Source organism: Bacillus sp. B1-b2 (genome assembly GCF_009183415.1).
Taxonomy (GTDB): domain Bacteria; phylum Bacillota; class Bacilli; order Bacillales; family Cytobacillaceae; genus Niallia.
The window spans coordinates 49064-67179 of sequence record NZ_WEHU01000014.1 but is presented as its reverse complement, the minus strand read 5'-3'; the positions used below and the strand labels follow the sequence as shown (position 1 = coordinate 67179).

Annotated in this window: 16 protein-coding genes; 1 reads left to right on the top strand and 15 read right to left on the bottom strand. The window is 36.9% G+C overall.

Annotated features, from left to right (window positions below; genetic code table 11):
* Positions 1 to 207: 207 nt before the first annotated feature.
* From F9279_RS14565 to F9279_RS14500, 14 genes are all read right to left on the bottom strand, one after another.
* Complete coding sequence (locus F9279_RS14565; RefSeq protein WP_152114268.1) at positions 208 to 1794, bottom strand: hydantoinase/oxoprolinase family protein; 1587 nt, start codon at positions 1792 to 1794, stop codon at positions 208 to 210.
* Positions 1794 to 2885 (bottom strand): DUF917 domain-containing protein, encoded by a 1092-nt coding sequence (locus F9279_RS14560; RefSeq protein WP_152114266.1) that lies wholly within the window; start codon positions 2883 to 2885, stop codon positions 1794 to 1796. Before F9279_RS14560 ends, F9279_RS14565 begins: the two co-directional genes overlap by 1 nt.
* A gap of 27 nt (positions 2886 to 2912) precedes the next feature.
* Positions 2913 to 3713: a nitrilase-related carbon-nitrogen hydrolase gene (locus F9279_RS14555; RefSeq protein WP_226793559.1), complete on the bottom strand. Its 801-nt coding sequence runs from the start codon at positions 3711 to 3713 to the stop codon at positions 2913 to 2915.
* Positions 3714 to 3743: 30 nt separating this feature from the next.
* On the bottom strand, positions 3744 to 5066 hold the full coding sequence (locus F9279_RS14550) for a cytosine permease (RefSeq protein WP_193224585.1): 1323 nt from the start codon (positions 5064 to 5066) through the stop codon (positions 3744 to 3746).
* Between the two features lie 178 nt (positions 5067 to 5244).
* On the bottom strand, positions 5245 to 6846 hold the full coding sequence (locus F9279_RS14545; protein ID WP_152114260.1) for a hydantoinase/oxoprolinase family protein: 1602 nt from the start codon (positions 6844 to 6846) through the stop codon (positions 5245 to 5247).
* On the bottom strand, positions 6843 to 7961 hold the full coding sequence (locus tag F9279_RS14540) for a DUF917 domain-containing protein (RefSeq protein WP_152114258.1): 1119 nt from the start codon (positions 7959 to 7961) through the stop codon (positions 6843 to 6845). Before F9279_RS14540 ends, F9279_RS14545 begins: the two co-directional genes overlap by 4 nt.
* Before the next feature lie 140 nt (positions 7962 to 8101).
* Positions 8102 to 9400, bottom strand: coding sequence for a helix-turn-helix domain-containing protein (locus F9279_RS14535; RefSeq protein WP_193224584.1), 1299 nt, complete (start codon positions 9398 to 9400; stop codon positions 8102 to 8104).
* Positions 9401 to 9421: 21 nt separating this feature from the next.
* Complete coding sequence (locus F9279_RS14530) at positions 9422 to 9688, bottom strand: PucR family transcriptional regulator ligand-binding domain-containing protein (RefSeq protein ID WP_152114254.1); 267 nt, start codon at positions 9686 to 9688, stop codon at positions 9422 to 9424.
* A gap of 343 nt (positions 9689 to 10031) precedes the next feature.
* Positions 10032 to 10454: a hypothetical protein gene (locus tag F9279_RS14525; protein ID WP_152114252.1), complete on the bottom strand. Its 423-nt coding sequence runs from the start codon at positions 10452 to 10454 to the stop codon at positions 10032 to 10034.
* Positions 10441 to 10767, bottom strand: a complete 327-nt coding sequence (locus tag F9279_RS14520) for a hypothetical protein (RefSeq protein ID WP_152114250.1) — start codon at positions 10765 to 10767, stop codon at positions 10441 to 10443. Before F9279_RS14520 ends, F9279_RS14525 begins: the two co-directional genes overlap by 14 nt.
* Before the next feature lie 34 nt (positions 10768 to 10801).
* Positions 10802 to 11488, bottom strand: coding sequence for a hypothetical protein (locus tag F9279_RS14515; protein WP_226793544.1), 687 nt, complete (start codon positions 11486 to 11488; stop codon positions 10802 to 10804).
* 186 nt (positions 11489 to 11674) lie between these two features.
* On the bottom strand, positions 11675 to 12901 hold the full coding sequence (locus F9279_RS14510; protein ID WP_152114246.1) for a Bcr/CflA family multidrug efflux MFS transporter: 1227 nt from the start codon (positions 12899 to 12901) through the stop codon (positions 11675 to 11677).
* A gap of 395 nt (positions 12902 to 13296) precedes the next feature.
* On the bottom strand, positions 13297 to 14409 hold the full coding sequence (locus tag F9279_RS14505; protein WP_152114244.1) for an alpha/beta hydrolase: 1113 nt from the start codon (positions 14407 to 14409) through the stop codon (positions 13297 to 13299).
* A 226-nt stretch (positions 14410 to 14635) separates the two neighbouring features.
* Positions 14636 to 15988 carry an MmgE/PrpD family protein gene (locus tag F9279_RS14500; RefSeq protein WP_152114242.1) on the bottom strand — a complete coding sequence of 451 codons (1353 nt, stop codon included), beginning with the start codon at positions 15986 to 15988 and terminating at the stop codon, positions 14636 to 14638.
* Positions 15989 to 16511: 523 nt separating this feature from the next.
* On the opposite strand from F9279_RS14500, the gene F9279_RS14495 reads away from it, so the two are divergent.
* Complete coding sequence (locus F9279_RS14495; RefSeq protein WP_152114240.1) at positions 16512 to 16889, top strand: aminotransferase class I/II-fold pyridoxal phosphate-dependent enzyme; 378 nt, start codon at positions 16512 to 16514, stop codon at positions 16887 to 16889.
* A 199-nt stretch (positions 16890 to 17088) separates the two neighbouring features.
* Here F9279_RS14495 and fni read toward each other — a convergent pair whose 3' ends face one another.
* Positions 17089 to 18108, bottom strand: coding sequence for a type 2 isopentenyl-diphosphate Delta-isomerase (fni, locus tag F9279_RS14490; protein ID WP_152114238.1), 1020 nt, complete (start codon positions 18106 to 18108; stop codon positions 17089 to 17091).
* Positions 18109 to 18116 lie beyond the last annotated feature (8 nt).

The window sequence follows — 18116 nt, the reverse complement described above, 5'->3', positions numbered from 1 at the left end:
TAGTGTGTTTCTTATCTTTTTCCCGCATTAAGAATAGCTAACTATTCCATCCTTCATTCTTTCTCAATGTGAAGATAACTTCTGAAATAATTTGACCATTTTACGTAAAAAAAAAGAGAGCGTATCATTTCATTCTACTCTCCCTGCCAAATTAATTATAGATATCCTTGCCTATATCACTGATAACTCCTTAAGATAATAATCCTCTCACACTTCCACTTCTTTCCCTTTTCCCACTCCTACTAGCTCTCCTGCTGCCTTCACTCGAACTCTTGTAGCATTTCCTGGTAAATATGCTAATGGCACATCTTCCACATCTACTAGAACCACTTGTTCTGGATCCGCACCTGCCTTCACTGCTTCCTCAAATGCCATCGCTTTAGCCAGTTCTAGTGTCTTCTCTCGACCTAGTTCATCCATAGAAAAAACCTTTTCTACTCTTCCACTAACCTGAGCAATCGCTGCACCTATCGCATTAGCTACACCAAAATTTTTCGGTCGCAAAACAAAAGATGCTCCTTTTAGTTCATCAGGTAATAAGATACTTCCACCACCTACAAGAATAACAGGAATTGGTTCAGAGCTTGTTTTCATTTTATCAATGGCAACTTCTACTTTTCCCACCAGTTTTTCATATACTTTTTCTAGAAAATTCTTTTCTAAATGCTGCACCAATGATGCATCACCAATATTGACCTTCCCAAGTGCCACAACCACATCTGTCGTAGTTAATGTGTCACCACCAAAGACTAAACCCTTTTCAGGCAGCTGGTAACCTACACTATCTGGTCCTATCGTAATTTCTCCATCATCAGTTACTCTTACAATGGTTCCACCTCCAAGACCAATGGAAACAAGATCTGGCATTCTAAAGTTTGTCCTTGCTCCTCCAATTTCTACCGCTAAGGAAGACTCTCTAGGAAAAGAACCGACTAATACGCCAATATCTGAAGTAGTACCTCCAACATCGACTACCAATGCATCCGAGTTACCTGTTAAATAAGAAGCACCACGCAAGCTATTCGTAGGACCACATGCTACTGTGAAAATAGGGTATTTCACCGCATAGTCAATAGACATTAATGTCCCGTCATTTTGCCCAAAAAATACTCTAGCATTAATTCCCTCTTCTTTCAGAGCCTGCACAAATCCATCAGCTGTTGTTTTCGCCACATTAATAACAGAAGCATTTAAAATAGTGGCATTTTCTCTTTCTAGCAATCCAACACTACCAATTTCACTAGATAAAGAGACGGCCACACTCTCACCAAGCACTTCTTTTATAATGTTTGCAGCCCGCTCTTCATGTTCAGGAGAAACAGGAGAAAACACAGAAGTAATAGCAATTGAATCTACTAGCCCGTTTACTTCATGAGCAATTCGATAGAGCTCTGTTTCATTTAATGTTGAAATTTCTCTCCCATCAAACTCATTTCCTCCCTCCACTAAGTATACGTATTTTCCCAAGTGTTCTTTTAAGTCTTCTGGAACACCAATCAACGGCTTAACGGCAAGAGTCGCGGGTGCACCGATTCGAATAATAGCAACCGAGTTCAGTCTTTTTCTTTCCACAATGGCATTTGTACAGTGGGTTGTGCCAAGCATGGCGTACTGAATCTTCTCTAATGGGATATCAACTTTAGAAATGACCTTTCTCATAGCTTGATAGATTCCTGTGCTCACATCTTCCGTTGTCGGAGATTTTGTTTCTGAGATTACCTCGTACTTTTCATTTAAAATAACAGCATCTGTGTGGGTTCCACCAACGTCTATTCCTATACGATAATATGACATTATTTCACTCCCTCTAAGACTAATTCTTCAATAGGACGATATTCAACATCATAGCCAAAATAGCCAGGGCCACAAGTCGCGATGCCCTTTTCTGTTCGCCACTTTTCATGACAAGGAATCCCAATAACAACACATCTTGCCCCATAACGAAGTCCTTCAGTAGTAACTGGTAATCCAGTTTCTGAATCGAGCACTGCAATGAGATCTGGTGTTACACATAATACAGCTTCTTTTGTTCTAGCAATTAAATGCTCATTTTGAAAACTTAATGTTAATTCTTGTTTCATGTAATTTTCTAAGCCTTCAAAGGTTGCTGTCCCTCTAGCAAATCCAGTTTCTGTTTTGCGGTTAACATCCACGACTTTTCCTTTAAACAGCTCAAATCCTCTTGTTAATTGCAATACTTCTTTGATTGGCTCTTTACCATTTTGCTTAGCCAGTCGAATAGATTTCCCAATCTCTTCTTCTAATTGAAGGATATTATGGATGCCACTTCCCTTCAGATTTTCCCCTTTCATTGGATAAATGGACATCATCACAGAACCGCCCATTTGAATCGTAGTATTACGAGCTATTCGTTCTGCCCAGACATTATTAACTGTATTAATCAAAGAAGTGTTACCTTTTTCATCGCCAATTACCATTGGAGTAGCAGAAATTCCATCTAAATAAAAGGTTACCATTTGCAATTCTGGAAAGGCTCTTCCCATCCCATCTACATCTACAACTGGAAGACCTAACCTCGCTGCCAATGTAAAAGGTAAAAGAGAATTTACTCCTCCGGCTTCTATTGGCATAGTAGCATAGATTTCTTCACCTAAGTAACTTTCTAATGATTTAAAAGCATTTATTGCTTCTTCGCCACTTGGCGGCTTTTCAATCATTACGGTAGGAGCGCCCATCATTCCTGAAGGTACAATTAACTTATCATCAGGCACCTCATCCACACCGAGAAGCTTTACAGGTCCATACTCTTCAATGGCCTGAAGTGCCATTAGTTTACCAATGTATGGATCGCCACCTCCACCAGTTCCAAGTAACGCTGCACCAACTGCTATATCTTCTATTTCTTGTTTTCCAATTAATCGCATGAACTTTTCTCCTCCTCTTTTCTTAAGTTAAAGCGTATAAGCTGTTTTTCTATCTCTTAAGAAAGGAATCTCTTTTCGATAGGCTGTAACCTGATCCAAATCTAGTTCGACAATCTGCATGGCTTCCTCATCAATCGGTGCCTCTAGCAATAATTCCCCTCTTGGGTTTACTACTTTATTGTTACCAAATAGATGAAGAGATCCTTCCACTCCAACTCGGTTAACAGCAACTGTAAAACAAACATTCTCTAAAGATCTAGCTTTAAAGTAAATATCCCACATATCTTTATCAATCATTGGAAAAGCAGAGGTACAAACGAGTAGCTCTGCTCCTGCTAAAGCAAGTTTTCTAGATACTTCTGGAAAACCTCCATCATAGCAAATCATGATACCTATCTTCCCAAAGTCTAATTGAAATACAGGATATTCACTTCCTTCTCTAAAATAATTTCGTTCGCCAGCCCAAAGATGTGTCTTATCATAACTACCTTCTATAACTCCTTGTCTATTAATGACAATAGCCGAGTTAAAAAGAACACCAGGTTGTTCTTTATAGGTAACAGTTGGAATAACCATATTCATATTTGTTTCTATTGCGATGTTTTGAAAGAATTCAAGTATGTCGCTTTTTTCTCTAACATTTACTGCATAATCAAAGTATTGTTGATAAACCATGTCTGGATTATAACCTGTTAAAAATAATTCTGGAAAAACAATTAAATCTACTTGCTGTTCTGCTGCTTCTTTTATAAACGAGATAGCCTTTTCTATATTTTCTTCCATATTATTTAACGTGCTTTGAAACTGAACTAGTGCTATTCTTGCCATCCTCACATTCCACCCTCCTTTTCTATCAAACTATGAAGCTATTTGGTCTCCTCCCATTTTGGGTAAAGAATTACCAGATACCTTAAGCAGGATGAATTGAGCTAAGGCTGCTACTAAAATACCATCTAAAGAGGAAATGGTTGTTAATGTGATAACACCATTAGTAGTGAGGATTGCCACCAATGAACCTAATACCCAGCAACCAATAGACAATAATCGGATTTTAGGTAGTTCCGCTAATTTATCTATTGTATAGTTTGCACTATTAAATAGGTAGAAATCGATAATCATGACTCCACCCATTGGCGGGATTAAAACACCGAGAATATTCAAAAATGGAATAAAATTATCATAGATTCCGAATAGAGAAAGGATAATTCCTAATATTCCAGAGATTACTGTTAACTGCCACTTTTTCAACTTTTTAAAAACAACTGCAAAGCCAAGTGCTGAGCTATACAAGTTATTATCATTAGACGTCCATTGAGCAAACATAAGAACAAGTAAAGCAAAGGTTCCCCAGCCTAAACCAATCATAATATCTACTAAATCCCATGATCCTGTTACTTGTGCCATCACTGTTCCAACTAAAACAATCAAAGGTGTTACGATAAAAAATGCCATAAATGCAGCAATAATCGTATCTTTTTGCGATTTAGCATAACGGGATACATCTGGTGCTACCACTGCTCCTACGATAAAAGAGCTAATAACAAGGGAAACTCCAGTTCCAATTGTGATAGGTTCTTCTGTTCCTTGAAGATTCCATAAATCTGTGACATTGTTATCTTGAAGGATTTTCCAAACAGATGCCCCCATTAAAATAATCAATAACGGGACAGCAGCTTTACTAAGTGCATCTAATGCTTTATAACCTAATGTTGCTGTAGCAATCATGCAAATTCCACCTAGTATGATAAATAAAGTAGTATTCCCTCCAAATCCTGTCGTTTCTTCCCATGCAACAGCAGCTGTATCTCCAAATAACCCCAATTGAACTCCGAACCATCCGTAGGAACCAAAAGCTTGTATTAAGGCAATACCAATGATAGCTAATTCCCCAAATGCAAAACGGCTAATCATGGCTGTTGATAGGTTTGTTCTTGCCCCAATAATCCCAACTAATGCTGTAATAACAGCTAGCACAAAGCCACCAATAAAAGCAGCGAGTACTGTTTGTTTAAAGGAAAGCCCCACACCTAGCGTACCACCAGTGAGTAATAGACCTAAACTAATTCCTACACCACTCCAAATGAGCGCCATCGATAGATAATTTTTTGTTTTATCTCTTGGTACTGGCTTATCACTATAATCCTCCAGAACCTGATCAATACTTTTTGTATTATTCTCCATTTTCATTCCTCCGGTTTCTATACTTAATTAATCCATCTAGATTGGGGACGAACTTATACCGGTGGATTCATGTAGGCTAGTTTACTCTGTTTTATCCATTCCAACTAGAGTTCTCTTTCTTTTCATACCAACAACTAATGATGATTGCACTTTACTCCCACTGAGCAAGAAAGCCACTTCATGCATTGGTCATTTCAATAGTTGTCTTATGTAGTTCTCCAGCTGCTTTTGCTTTAATTCGAATAACATTGGAAGGTAGATAAGCAATCGGCACTTCTTCAAAATCAATTAACTCTACACTTTCCGGATTTGCACCAGCTGCTATGGTTTGTTCTATCACCTGTTGTTTTGCTTCTGCAACTACTTCATCCCTTGTTCTTCCTTCAAAGGAATAAATTTTATCCAATTCCCCGCTAACCTGTGCAATGGCTGCTCCAATTGCATTTGCACAGTCAGAATGATGTGGTCTTATCACCTGACTCGAACCTTCTATATTACCTGGAATTAATATGGACCCACCTCCAACTAATACAACTGGCAAAGGCTCGTTTTTTGTCTTAATTTTATCTACAGCAATGGAAACCTTTTGATTAATAACAGTGATCGCTTCCTCTATGATAGAAGGATCAACAGTAGCTAATCTAAGCACATCACAAGCAGAATCATCAATGGTAGCTAATCCAGAAGCAAGTAAGCAATCTGTCGCAGTTAGTGTTTCTCCCCCAAAAGCAATACTTTCAGTTCTAATTTTGTACCCTACACTGTCTGGTCCTACTGTTACCGTTCCGTCAGCTAAAACGCGAACAATGCTCCCTCCTCCAATACCAATAGAAATAATATCTGGCATTCGGAAGTTTGTTCGCACACTTTCAATATCTACTGCAAGTGAGGATTGTCTTGGAAAACCCTTAACCAGAATGCCAATATCCGTAGAAGTTCCCCCTATATCACATACAATACAATCTTGTAATTCACTTAAGTACGCTGCGCCCCGAATACTGTTCGTTGGGCCAGATCCAATCGTTAAAATTGGATATTTTTGCGCATAATCTAAAGACATTAAAGTTCCATCATTTTGTGCGAAAAATATGTTTGCATTAATCCCATATCTTTCTAATGATTTTTCTAGTCCACTAGAAACCTTCTTAATGACCTTTACTAAACTAGCATTCAATGCCGCTGAGCTTTCTCTTTCCAATAAACCAAGATTTCCAATCTCACAGGAAAGCGAAATAGGAAAGTCATTCCCTAATACTACTTTTGCCATCTCTGCTAATTCTCTCTCATAGTCTTCTAGAACGGGTGAGAAAATGGAAGTAATAGCGATAGATTCAACTCCAGTATTCTTGATTTCCTCTAAAATTTTTATACACTCTTCTTCTATTAATCCCTTGTGGTGAAGAGGTCTGCCATCAAATTCACTGCCTCCATGGAGAAAATAGTAGCGATTTCCAACAGCTTGCTTTAATGATTCATCCCAGCTAAACATCGGTTCAATTGCTTGACCTGCTGGTAAGCAAATCCGCAAAACTGCAATCTGGGCTAGCTCTTTTCTTTCAATAATCGCATTCGTTGCATGAGTTGTACCAAGCATCACACTTTTTATATAGTGAAAATCAATATCTGTTTTTTCTAATACACCTTCTAACGCATAAAAGATACCTGATTCTACGTCTAAAGTAGTTGGTGTTTTTTGGGCTTGAATCACTTGATTATTCTCGTCTAAAATTACTGCATCTGTGTTTGTACCACCTACATCAATGCCAATCTTATAAATCATACGTTCACCTTCCTTGAATCATAGATTTCTTCGATTTTCTGATAATCCATGTTATATCCAAACTCCCTTGGACCCCATACTTGCAGGGCCCCTTCACTCCTCATAATGGATGGAGTTGGAATACCAACACAAATGACTCTAAATCCATATCTTAAGCCTTCTGTTGTAAGGGGGCTACCTGTTTCCAAGTCTAAGAAAGAAATTAAATCTGGCACCATAGCAATCGTATGGCCATCTACCATTGCTACTAAATTTTCATTTTGAAATTCGACGAGCATCTCTTCCCCTTCATATTGCTCGAATCCTTCCACCATTGCTTTTCCTCTCACAAATCCATCAGTGGATCTACGTTCTACATCAACTACCTTTCCTTTAAACAAAACAACTGCTTCTCCGTATATAGAACTTTTTGTTACCTGCTTAATGGCATCCATTACATCTCGCTTTGCTTCACTAGCTTCTCTTATACTTCTACCTAACTCGATACAAAGACTGATTGTATTTGGTATGGCCGTTCTTTTTACATCGTGACCCAACATCCCATAAAGTGCTACATGAGAAGCACCGCCCATTCGAATTGTGATTCCTCTAGACACATGCTCTAGCATCTTATTATCTAATGCTTTTAATAAACAATAATCGCCACGCTCGTTATGAATTGCCATTGGTGTACCATTCACTCCATATACATTAAAGGTTTCCATATCGAGTTCTGGAAATGCCCTTCCCATTCCATCTCCATCCACAACAGGAATCCCTAACTCTGAAGCAACCACTAAAGGAATCGTAGAATTTAATCCTCCACATTCAATAGGCATGGTGGCATAAGCTTTCTTGCCCCATTCTTTTTCTACTAATTGAAAAGATTTCAGTGATTCATTGCCATTTGGTATTTTTTCTACCATAATGGTTGGTGCTCCCATCATCGCTGTTGGAATAACTAACTCTTCATCAGGAACCTCTGTCGGGTCTATTAATTTGATAGGACCATTTTTTCTAATAGACTTTAACACCATCAACTTGCCTAGATAAGGATCGCCACCTCCTCCTGTACCTAACAGTGCCGCTCCAATAGATAAGTCTTCTATCTCTTGTTCTCCTATCCAAATCGCCATGCAAACCCTCCTTCGTATACTTTAACTTCTTTTGATTTCACTATCATTTTAAAAATCTATATTAAGACTAACACTAATTCAGATAATTCAAAATATTTAAAAATACAAAAAAAGACCCTTCTGCTTGTTCAGTAGAACAATCATAGGGATATTTTCTTTATCAAAAATGCTAACTCATAGGAAATTCGATAGGGACTAACAAATGGATCATTAGGTAATAAATCTTTTATCCGGTTCTTTCTATAGTTTAACGTATTTTTATGGATATTTAATTTTTCTGGCAGTTCATTAAAATCTTTGGAAAATAGCAAATAACCTAGTGTTTCCAATAAATCCGAATTATTTTTCTCATCATATTGAATTAATGGTGCAAGTAAATCATCCATTTTCCTTAACAATCGCTTGTCCTTATTCAAAAATTGCGCTGAAAATATTGGAACCTCATTCAGGAATAACACTTTCGGCAGCATATCCAACTTCTTTTGCACATGAATAGTACTTGTTAATTCTTCATAGAAGAATCTCCCATCTTTTATTAATTGATTTGTTGATGGACTCAAAGAAATGTGGACATCTTTATATGCATCTGCTAATGAAGAATCATATAACTCTTCAAAGAAGGCCCGATAATATTCTTGGTAACTCTTCCTACTCTGTAAGAAAAACACTATCTTTTCTCCATAAATGAAAGTGAGAGACTGATTTCCCTTCTGCTGAAAGTAACTTCTTATTACTTGAAGAATATTTTCCACATTAACATCGAGTCCTGAACAAGACAGAATTCCAATACCCGACTTCTCAAAGATACTCCAACTCAACTTTTTGGACCTTTCAAGAAAAACATCACTATTTACTTCTTCCTGTGATAACCAATCATCTAATAAATCCTTTTTCATTTTATTTGTGGCATCTTGTATGAACAGTGTTTGAGAATACAGTAATCCTAATCCTGTAGAAATACTCTCCATTATTAAGGATGAAATCTTTTGTTGAACTGCTGTTTCTACTGCAACGGTAAATCCATATACCCTTCCTTTGACTTTAATTGGATGGATATGAATCATTTGATTTTCTTCCGCCCAAACAATTGTCACTAGTTGCTCTTTTGATAAAGCCAAATATTCCTTAGATATAAATTGATGGATAGATTCCATTGCAAACCCTGAACCTATTGGTACGAATGACGACATAATGTTAAATTCCTTGTCCAACGTAATGACGGATATGTCCAACAGCTTAGAGATTTTTGTCGTAATTGTTTGAAAATCTTTTCCTTGAATAATCCATTGATTCACTTGATTTTGTAAATGAATAGCATTCTGTGCTTCCTTATACTGCTCTCTTTCTATCTCTCTTAAAATGGGAGATATAATATCAATATATGCAACATTCTTAGGAATTTCTATTATTGGTATCTTCAATTCATTAGCCTTGTCCATTGTTTCTTGTGAAATATAGTCCTAGTATAATCCTGGATAACAAATTCCCAATGCTGCTGACTTCTTTTCACTTAAATGGGTAATTAATTTTAGCTGTGCTGAAATATCATTTTGTATGGTATAAAAAGCTGTCAAAAAAAGCTCATTTCCCCGAAACCATTCATGTGCATCAGGTACTTCAATAACACTAACATGATTAATAATATTATTTAAGCCCTCATGACCAGCAAGCAACTTTCCATTTGTTAGTGCACCAATTCCCAACGCATCTCTCACCATTATCCCCATGACCCCACCTCAAAATTAGAAAATTCCCATTATTTATTTCATATTATATCATATGGAAGTTATCTTATTTAACATGTAGTGTCAGAATTATTAGTCATTTATAAAAGAAGAAAGATATGGGGTATTCCCGTCAAAGGTAATCCAAACACATGAAAACTTACAATCCATAGGCTTATTTTTTCCCAATGATGAACCAGAAGTTTTTACTGGAATATTCCTAATAATAATATGTCCTTTCACGCAAAAAATTGTTGATATAAATAAGTAGAGTATTGAATATAAGAAGGGGAAATTGCAGCTCTATCCACCCTCCCCTGCTATTCTAATACTGATAAAGAAATAATTATCGATAGATCTTCTTCCCATCCCAATTCATAGGCGCTTCTTGATTGACCGTTTTATAGGCTAACTCGATCTCTCCTGTTTCTTCTGGATACTTTTTCTTCTTCATCGTGTCATAATCGTCTAATGTTAAATCTTTTAAGAACGTATTTGTATAGTAGAGAGGCACATGATGTTGTTGAAACTGCTCGATCCATTGTTCTATTTCATCTGGATTTTTCAGCGGGAATTTTTTTAAAACTAGCTGACCATCAGCTGTGTATCCTTTCATTGCTAGTTCGATACTGAGCCAGTAGGTACCCGTACCATATTTTTTTGGTGTTATTAAATAGAGGAAACGTCCCATTGTCACACTGTCCATTTTTTCAAAAGGTAAATGAATTTCTTGTACCTGATTCGTTTTTCTATTCCTAATGGTTTGCATAAAACCATTTTGTGCTAGTTCTATGAAGACTTCGTGATTTATATTTTTTTCTGAACCCGGTTAATACAATGACGGCTATAGCTGACACCAATAGTGCTCCTAATCCAATAATCAATACTGGCCAAAATAGAGATTGCCAAAAGATGACGTAGAAAATATACCCAATAAGGGTAGCTGCTACACCAAAAAAAAATGCACAAACTGCAATACCTGCCCATTTCTCCTTCCATGTATGGCGATTAGAATAGGTTAACCCTTCTTCTTTTACATAGTAAGCATCAAAAGCATAATGCTCGTTAATATCATAAGCCAAACGAAATCCTCCTATCTACTGTTTTAGTAAGCTATTAATCCCTTATAACTTGCTCGATCATTTGATATATTTCCTTATCTTCTCTTCCATAACCCTCCTTTATCTCCATTTCATTAGGGGGTACATTTACCTCTTTAGGAATCCCCATTTCCCTAATCCTATCATCTACTAGCTTTAATTCATCTATATGCATTCTTGTTGATCCCCATATATCTAAAGTAGTATCGTCTTTAAAGTAAAGATAGTAATCAAAATCTTTAGACCGGTCACTCGCTTCGTCAATTACCACCCATTCAATATCTCCCCAGGCATATACCTGCTTCTCCCCAAACCAAAACGGGTCATAAGTAATGGTTTTCTCTGTAATATCCGTATAACTATAAAAGGATAAGAACAGAACACCAATAGTGAAAATGGCGATCGGTAAAAATATTTTCAAATATTGCTTTACAGTCCGTTTAAACGAATTGATAAAAATAAATTCCAAGAAAGTTGGTATAAGGAAAACACCAATTAGAATAACCATGAAAAAATCTAAAAAACTGATATTAGGAGTTGTAACAAGGGAATTATCTGTAGAAAATGTTTCTACTTGCAAGTATTCTAACCCCATAAATATTCCAAATGCTGAGCCTAATCCAATTACTAAGAAAAAAAACATTGGTACGTTTTCTTTCCAAGAACGCTTTTTCTCTTCTTTTTGTGCCTGCTCTAAAGTCATTCTATTCATCATTGATTCCTTTCTGAAAGTGTCTTTGTATTTGGAAATGCGATGATGAGTATCGAAAGTTTCTAGTTAAAAGGAACTGTTTTCAATGGTTATTTCTTTGAGATACTCCTCTTTGGCGCTAAAATACAAAAAAGACGCCTCCATAATGGAAAGCGCCTTTTCTAATTACCTATAAAATCAATGCTGATTCGTAACATGCTCTGCTGCATTCACCTTCACAGAACCCTTTCGAACCAACATAAAGTAAGACAGAGAAGCTAATAAACTAGATACAAATATAGTAATACCCATAGGCAGTGCTGTTTCTTCTCCTCCGATACCAACTAATGGTGCTGTTAAAGAACCAAGTAAGAATGGCAATAAACCTAATAAAGCAGAAGCACTTCCAGCCACATGTCCTTTTGTTTCCATTGCTAGAGAGAAGGACGATGTACCAATAATACTAATCGACATAACGAAAAGGAATATTGGAATTGCTACTGCAAGTAATGGCGCATGCATTAGAATGGCAAGTACTAATAAAGCAGCAGCAGATACGGATAAAATCAAACCACTCTTCAAGAAGGTTCTCTCGGAATATCTTGAAACCCTTCCAACAATTTGAGTTCCGATAATCAGCCCAACTCCATTTATTCCGAACAATAAACTAAATACTTGTGGAGAAACGCCATAGATATTTTGGTAAACAAAAGAAATACCAGATACATAGGCAAATATTCCGGCTGTCGTAAATCCTTGTGTAAAAGCATAACCCGCAAACTCACGGTCTTTTAATAACGTACCAAAATTGCTCACTACTTGTTTGAAATTACTAGGCACACGTTTCTCAGCTGGTAATGTTTCTTCTAGCATAAACGAAACAACGACCATTAAGATAACCCCTACCAATGTTAGAACAAGGAAAACCACTTTCCACTGTGCAAAGGAAAGAATCGCACCACCAATGATTGGTGCCACAATTGGACCTAAGTTTCCAACAAGCATCAATGTTGCGAAAAACTTGGTCAGTTCTTTTCCACTATAAAGATCTCGAACAACCGCTCTAGAGATAACAAGACCACCTGCTGCCGCGAAGCCTTGGATAAAACGAGCAACAATCAATAAGTAAATATTTGGTGCTACTGCACAAATTAAGGAAGAAACTAAATACAAGCCGAGGAAAATAAGTAATGGTTTACGACGTCCCTGTACATCACTCATTGGCCCGATCACTAATTGCCCTAACCCAAGTCCTAGTAAGCATGTTGTTAAACTTACCTGCACAAGAGAAGCACTTGTGCCAAATTCTTCTACAATTGTTGGAAACGCAGGCAAATAGGTATCAATTGTAAAAGGTCCTAAAAGCGACAGAGACCCTAAAAGGAGAGCAATCTGTAACCGTTTTGCGTTTGATATGGAATTCAAGCTATAACCGCCTTCTTTCTAATTGAATAAATATATATATACGAACAGAATAATATATGACTTACCTATTGTATTATGAATAGGAAATTATTTCATTAGTTATTCTAATCTTTTTTGAATAATCGTAATAGTGACTTGGCACTTCACTTATTTTTATAAATCTATTCCTTCCCAATTGATATGCATGTCCATTTAAACAAACAAAGTCAACACTCTGATTGCTCAAAGTATTGACTTTGTTAATTTCAAACATTATATAAAAGTGTTCCGAACATGATAAACCTAGCAAATATAAATCAGTAAATATTTTTTTCATTATAGAACTAGAATTCATCCTATTCATGTTAATTACAAGCAAAAAAGATTACTCCATGACTTCCACATTTCATCTAATTCTATAAATCCCTCAATTCATTCGCAATGACCATGCACAGATCTTCTGCTTGAGGCAAGTAGCCCAATTTATCAATAAAAGCATGGGTCATTCCCTTATACCGATAACAGGTGGTATCTACTCCCGCAGCTTGTAGCTGTTTCGCATAAGCTTCATTTTGAATTCGTAATCCATCGAATTCTGCTGCAACTATTATAGCTTTAGGCAATCCTTCATGAGATAGTGCAAGAGCAGGATTTACATAGGGATCCTTTAAATCAGTACTGGTTATATAGCTACTCAATATAACATCTTCTTCCACTTTTGATGGTCTTCCAAGAGAGAGACAGCGATTTTTAATAATATCTGCATGTTCTTCTGATACCTCAAAGTCGTCCTCTCTCCACTCATATCCATCCACTGAAACATCTCCCATTAGAACAGCTGGATACAGTAACACTTGCATAGCAATCATAGATAATCCTTCATCTCTAGCTTTTAAAGATAGTGCTGCAGCTAAATTCCCACCAGCACTGTCTCCTCCAACAGAGATTTTGTTAGGATTTACTCCATAGTCATTTGCATTATCATATACATGTTTAACAGCACTATAACTATCGTTAATTCCATTAGGATAAGGCTTTTCAGGAGCTAGAGAATAATCTACGTTAAACACTACTGCATCTGCAAGCTCAGCAATCAGTTTACAGAAGTTTTCCACCGTATAAACACTGCCACCTAACCAACCTCCACCATGAAAAAATAGGAAAGCTGGACGATTCTTGTTGTAAGACTTTCTCGGATAATAACGCCAAAGTCCAACCTTATTCCCACTACCGCTAGTTATTTCTTCATATTTTGTGTGTATCTCTACTGTATTTAAATTTAGATTAGGGAATCCCATACTTTCTCTAATCATAGAGACAATTTCTTCTATAGAAGGTGGTGAAGTGGGTTGTTCTCGTTGCTTTTGCCCAGCCCAGTGTTCTTCCATAATGCTCATTTCAATTGGATCTAAATAACCCACTCGCTCTTCTCCAGGACTTGGTTTTAAGATAATGCTTAATCCGTCATTTTCTATTATCTTTGTATCTTTTTGTAAGATTTCGATTAAACTCTTGTCATATCGAATCATGAAATCTACTCCCTTTATAGCAAAATGCAATACTATATTGGTACTATTATATTGAAAAGTAATTACCAGTATGAGAAACCAACAATACCTTTTATAAACATTTCTATAAGATAGCCTTGTTGTCCTTTTTTTCTATGACTCTTTTAACATTTTACTAGAAGATGTTCCTTGTTATTGGTCCCAAGCAGAGTACCTCTCACCGTGACATTTTCAACCCTAGAAGTAATTATTCTATTAAAAGCAACTGTTCTAACTCATTAAAACTAACGGTACCTTTCTTTGAAAAGACCTTGATTATTGAATTAGCTTGTTTCCCTAATATGGTAGTTGCTTTGCTAAAAAGATCTTCCATGCCAAGCGGTTTTCCTGGCGATCCAGTTGGAACATCTACTCTTGAAGCATACTTTTGCCCACTATTTAAGCTAATTTCCGCTATACAATATCTCCCCTTCGGATAACTAGTTTCGCTTATAGGGATTATAGGGTCATAGCTTCTTTTAACCTTTTTCATCATTCCAAGAACTTCTTCTGAAATACTGGTCGCTCTAAAGTTCTCTATTGATAAACCCTCCCCCAACAATAATAATGCAGAACAATATTCAGCACTAAAGCATCCTTGCTCACCGTTTGTTGGCTGGGTATAGACTAATGCTGCATCTCCGTTAGGGGGAAAATATAAATCAACAGAGCTAATTTCCTCTACTCGAAAAGAATGTACACTCTGAATTTCCTTTATCGCATCAATGACATGAACATTCGCAGAGCAACAAGGATACAATTTAAACCATAAACCTGGTTGATCCACTGACAAAGGTTCTCCCCAATTTTCAAAGTATTTCCATGCATCTATTTCATTCTCCACATACATAGATAGCAATCCATTTTTAGAAATAATCGTATTTTCACTACCAGTAATATTATTTTTCACCAAGTGTAGAATTTGCCATGCACTCTGGGCAGTTAAGCCTGCATGCAATGGTTTCATCAGCGACCCAAAGTGACTTCTTGAACCACTTATTTTCGAAACACATAAGTTAAGTGCTTGAGCAAACTTCTCTGTAGGAATCTCCAAGTAATGAGCCCCTGCAGCAACAGCACCATATAATCCAGCAGTTGCGGTTGTATGGAATCCTTTCTCATAATGTGTTGGTCCTAATAGTTTAGCAAATCTAGTCATGACCTCTACACCTATCAGATATGCTTCATAAAAGCGATTAGTATCCTGTTTTTCTTGTAATAAAGAGAATAATAAACTCAAAATAACAGCAGATGGATGTCCGCGAATCTCGGAATGAACGTCATCTAATTCTAATGCATGCGCAGAATATCCATTAATCAGGCAGGCATCATAAGGATGAACTTTTAATGAAGTGCCAATAACAACTGCATCATCATGATTGGAATAGATTGAAGAATGTAAAACATTTTGAAAGTTTGCATCAAATTTCACACTGGCATAACAGGAAATAATATAATCTAGAACTCCTTTTTTTAGATTACCTTTTGTTTCCATTCCAAACTGTTCATACCTATTAGTAGTTTGAATAAGCTCCACTATTCTTCTTGTTAAATCACTCATTTCTTCATACACTCCCAGCTACCATTTTAATGACTACCATAAAATACGTTTTGCTAGTACGCTTAACTACTCTGATACTTGTACAACACTTAATAAATTCCGATAAGTTCAATATGAATTGTTTTTATCCTAACACATTATACAAATCATATCATCGAAATCCTCTTATTCTTTATCATTCCTTGTCCTATATCCCTTTGCTGAGATTACATCATGAAGTACGGAGAAGAAGCATATCAGGCAGCAGAGTCAAGAGAGAGCAATGCAGATTTTTCCTAGAATGATAGATACCATTTTTGCACTATCTGGTCTTGTAGGCGGATTAGGTGAAAAATTCGGGCAAAGTGTTGGCGCACATGCATTCAATTACGGATATATAAGTTAGGAAAAAATGCACATTTACACGGAAGTGTAGTCGCATACGGGGTATTATTTCAGCTTAGCCTGGAAGAAAAGTTTACAGAAATTCAACCATTACTTTCTCTTTATAAAAAAATTAAACCTGCCAATAAGCTGGGAAGAAATGAATATCTCTCTTGAAGATGGCGAAATAGAAAAGATTGCTGAAGTCATCTTAATAGTTGCCTATGGAGATCTTTATTATACCGATGAGAAACCGCATAGCTTCTTATCCATTCCAGGAGCAAAGGAAGTGGGCGTAGAAATTTACAGCCTTTCTAAAACATTTAACATGGCAGGCTGGCGTAGTGCATTTACAGTAGGTAATGAATCTATTATTCGGTACTTAGGTTCTTATTTACAAAATGCGGTTGGAGGGGTTTTTGGTAACATACAGGATGCCTCCGCATTTGCTCTCTCTCACCAATCAGCAGAAAGAGCAGCACTTAGAGAGCAATACAAGAAAGAAAAAGCTTTGCTTGGGATCGATAAAAAGAATTGAACTGGGATTACGGTAGTTTCTTTTTACGGGCTAAAGTGCCACTACAAATGAATTCCATCGATTTCGTTCAACAATTATTGGAGAAAACATACACCCCATCATTGCTGCCATGCTAGAAGTAATGTAATCTCTGATCCGTCCAAAATCACATTATTAATCTAATTTCACCAAAAAAGAGGCACAGGAAAACTCCTGTTGCCTACTTAATCCGATCTGTTTCTTTCAATTGCCTAATAGTGGCCGCACCAATTCCGAACATGCTCATTCGCAATTCTAACTCTCTTGTTTCAAACAATTCGATTAGATCTTCTGGTGATTGAGTAGCCTCTTTTAATATAGCACGAGCATATCCAACCATATCTGCGCCAAGTGCTATTGCTTTGGCAGCTTCTACACCGTTTTGGATACCTCCACTTGCGATAATTGGTTGATCCACTGCTTCTTTCACAGATACAATACTTTCTGCTGTTGGAATTCCCCAGCTGCTGAAAGCTTCAGCTGCTACTTTTTTGATTTTGTTCTTAGAGCGTAGTTTTTCAACCTGGCTCCATGATGTACCACCTGCACCTGCCACATCAATAAAGGAAATGCCTACATCAGCCAATGTTTTCGCAGTGGTGCCATCAATACCAAAACCAACCTCTTTTACCCCAACAGGAATATCTAATTGGCGACATACTTGCTCAATCTTCCCTAACAGATCCTTGAAATTATGATCTCCCTCATCTTGAATAATTTCCTGCATACTATTCAAATGAAGAACGAGCATATCAGACTCTGTCATCTCAATAATCTGGCGACATTTATCGACTCCAAAGCCATAATTAAACTGCACGGCCCCTAAATTAGCGATGATAGGGATGGTTGGTGCATATTTTCGAATCTGGAAGGATTCTCGGTATTTTTCATTTTCAATTAATGCTCTTGTAGATCCTAAAGCAAAGGCCCAACCTTGCTCCTCTGCAGCAATAGCAAGGTTTCGATTAATTGTTTCTGCCATTGCTGCTCCACCAGTCATCGAACTCACTAAAAAAGGAGCTTTAAGCATCTTTCCTAAAAACTGTGTATCGATGGAAATATCATTAAAATTAATTTCTGGTAAGGCATTATGTATAAAACGATAGTTTTCAAAACCAGTTGTGATGTTATCACCTGTTACTTTCTCATTCAGTACCAGCTCAATATGCTGTGCCTTCCTTTTATCAATGGAATCTGTCATTGTTCAAC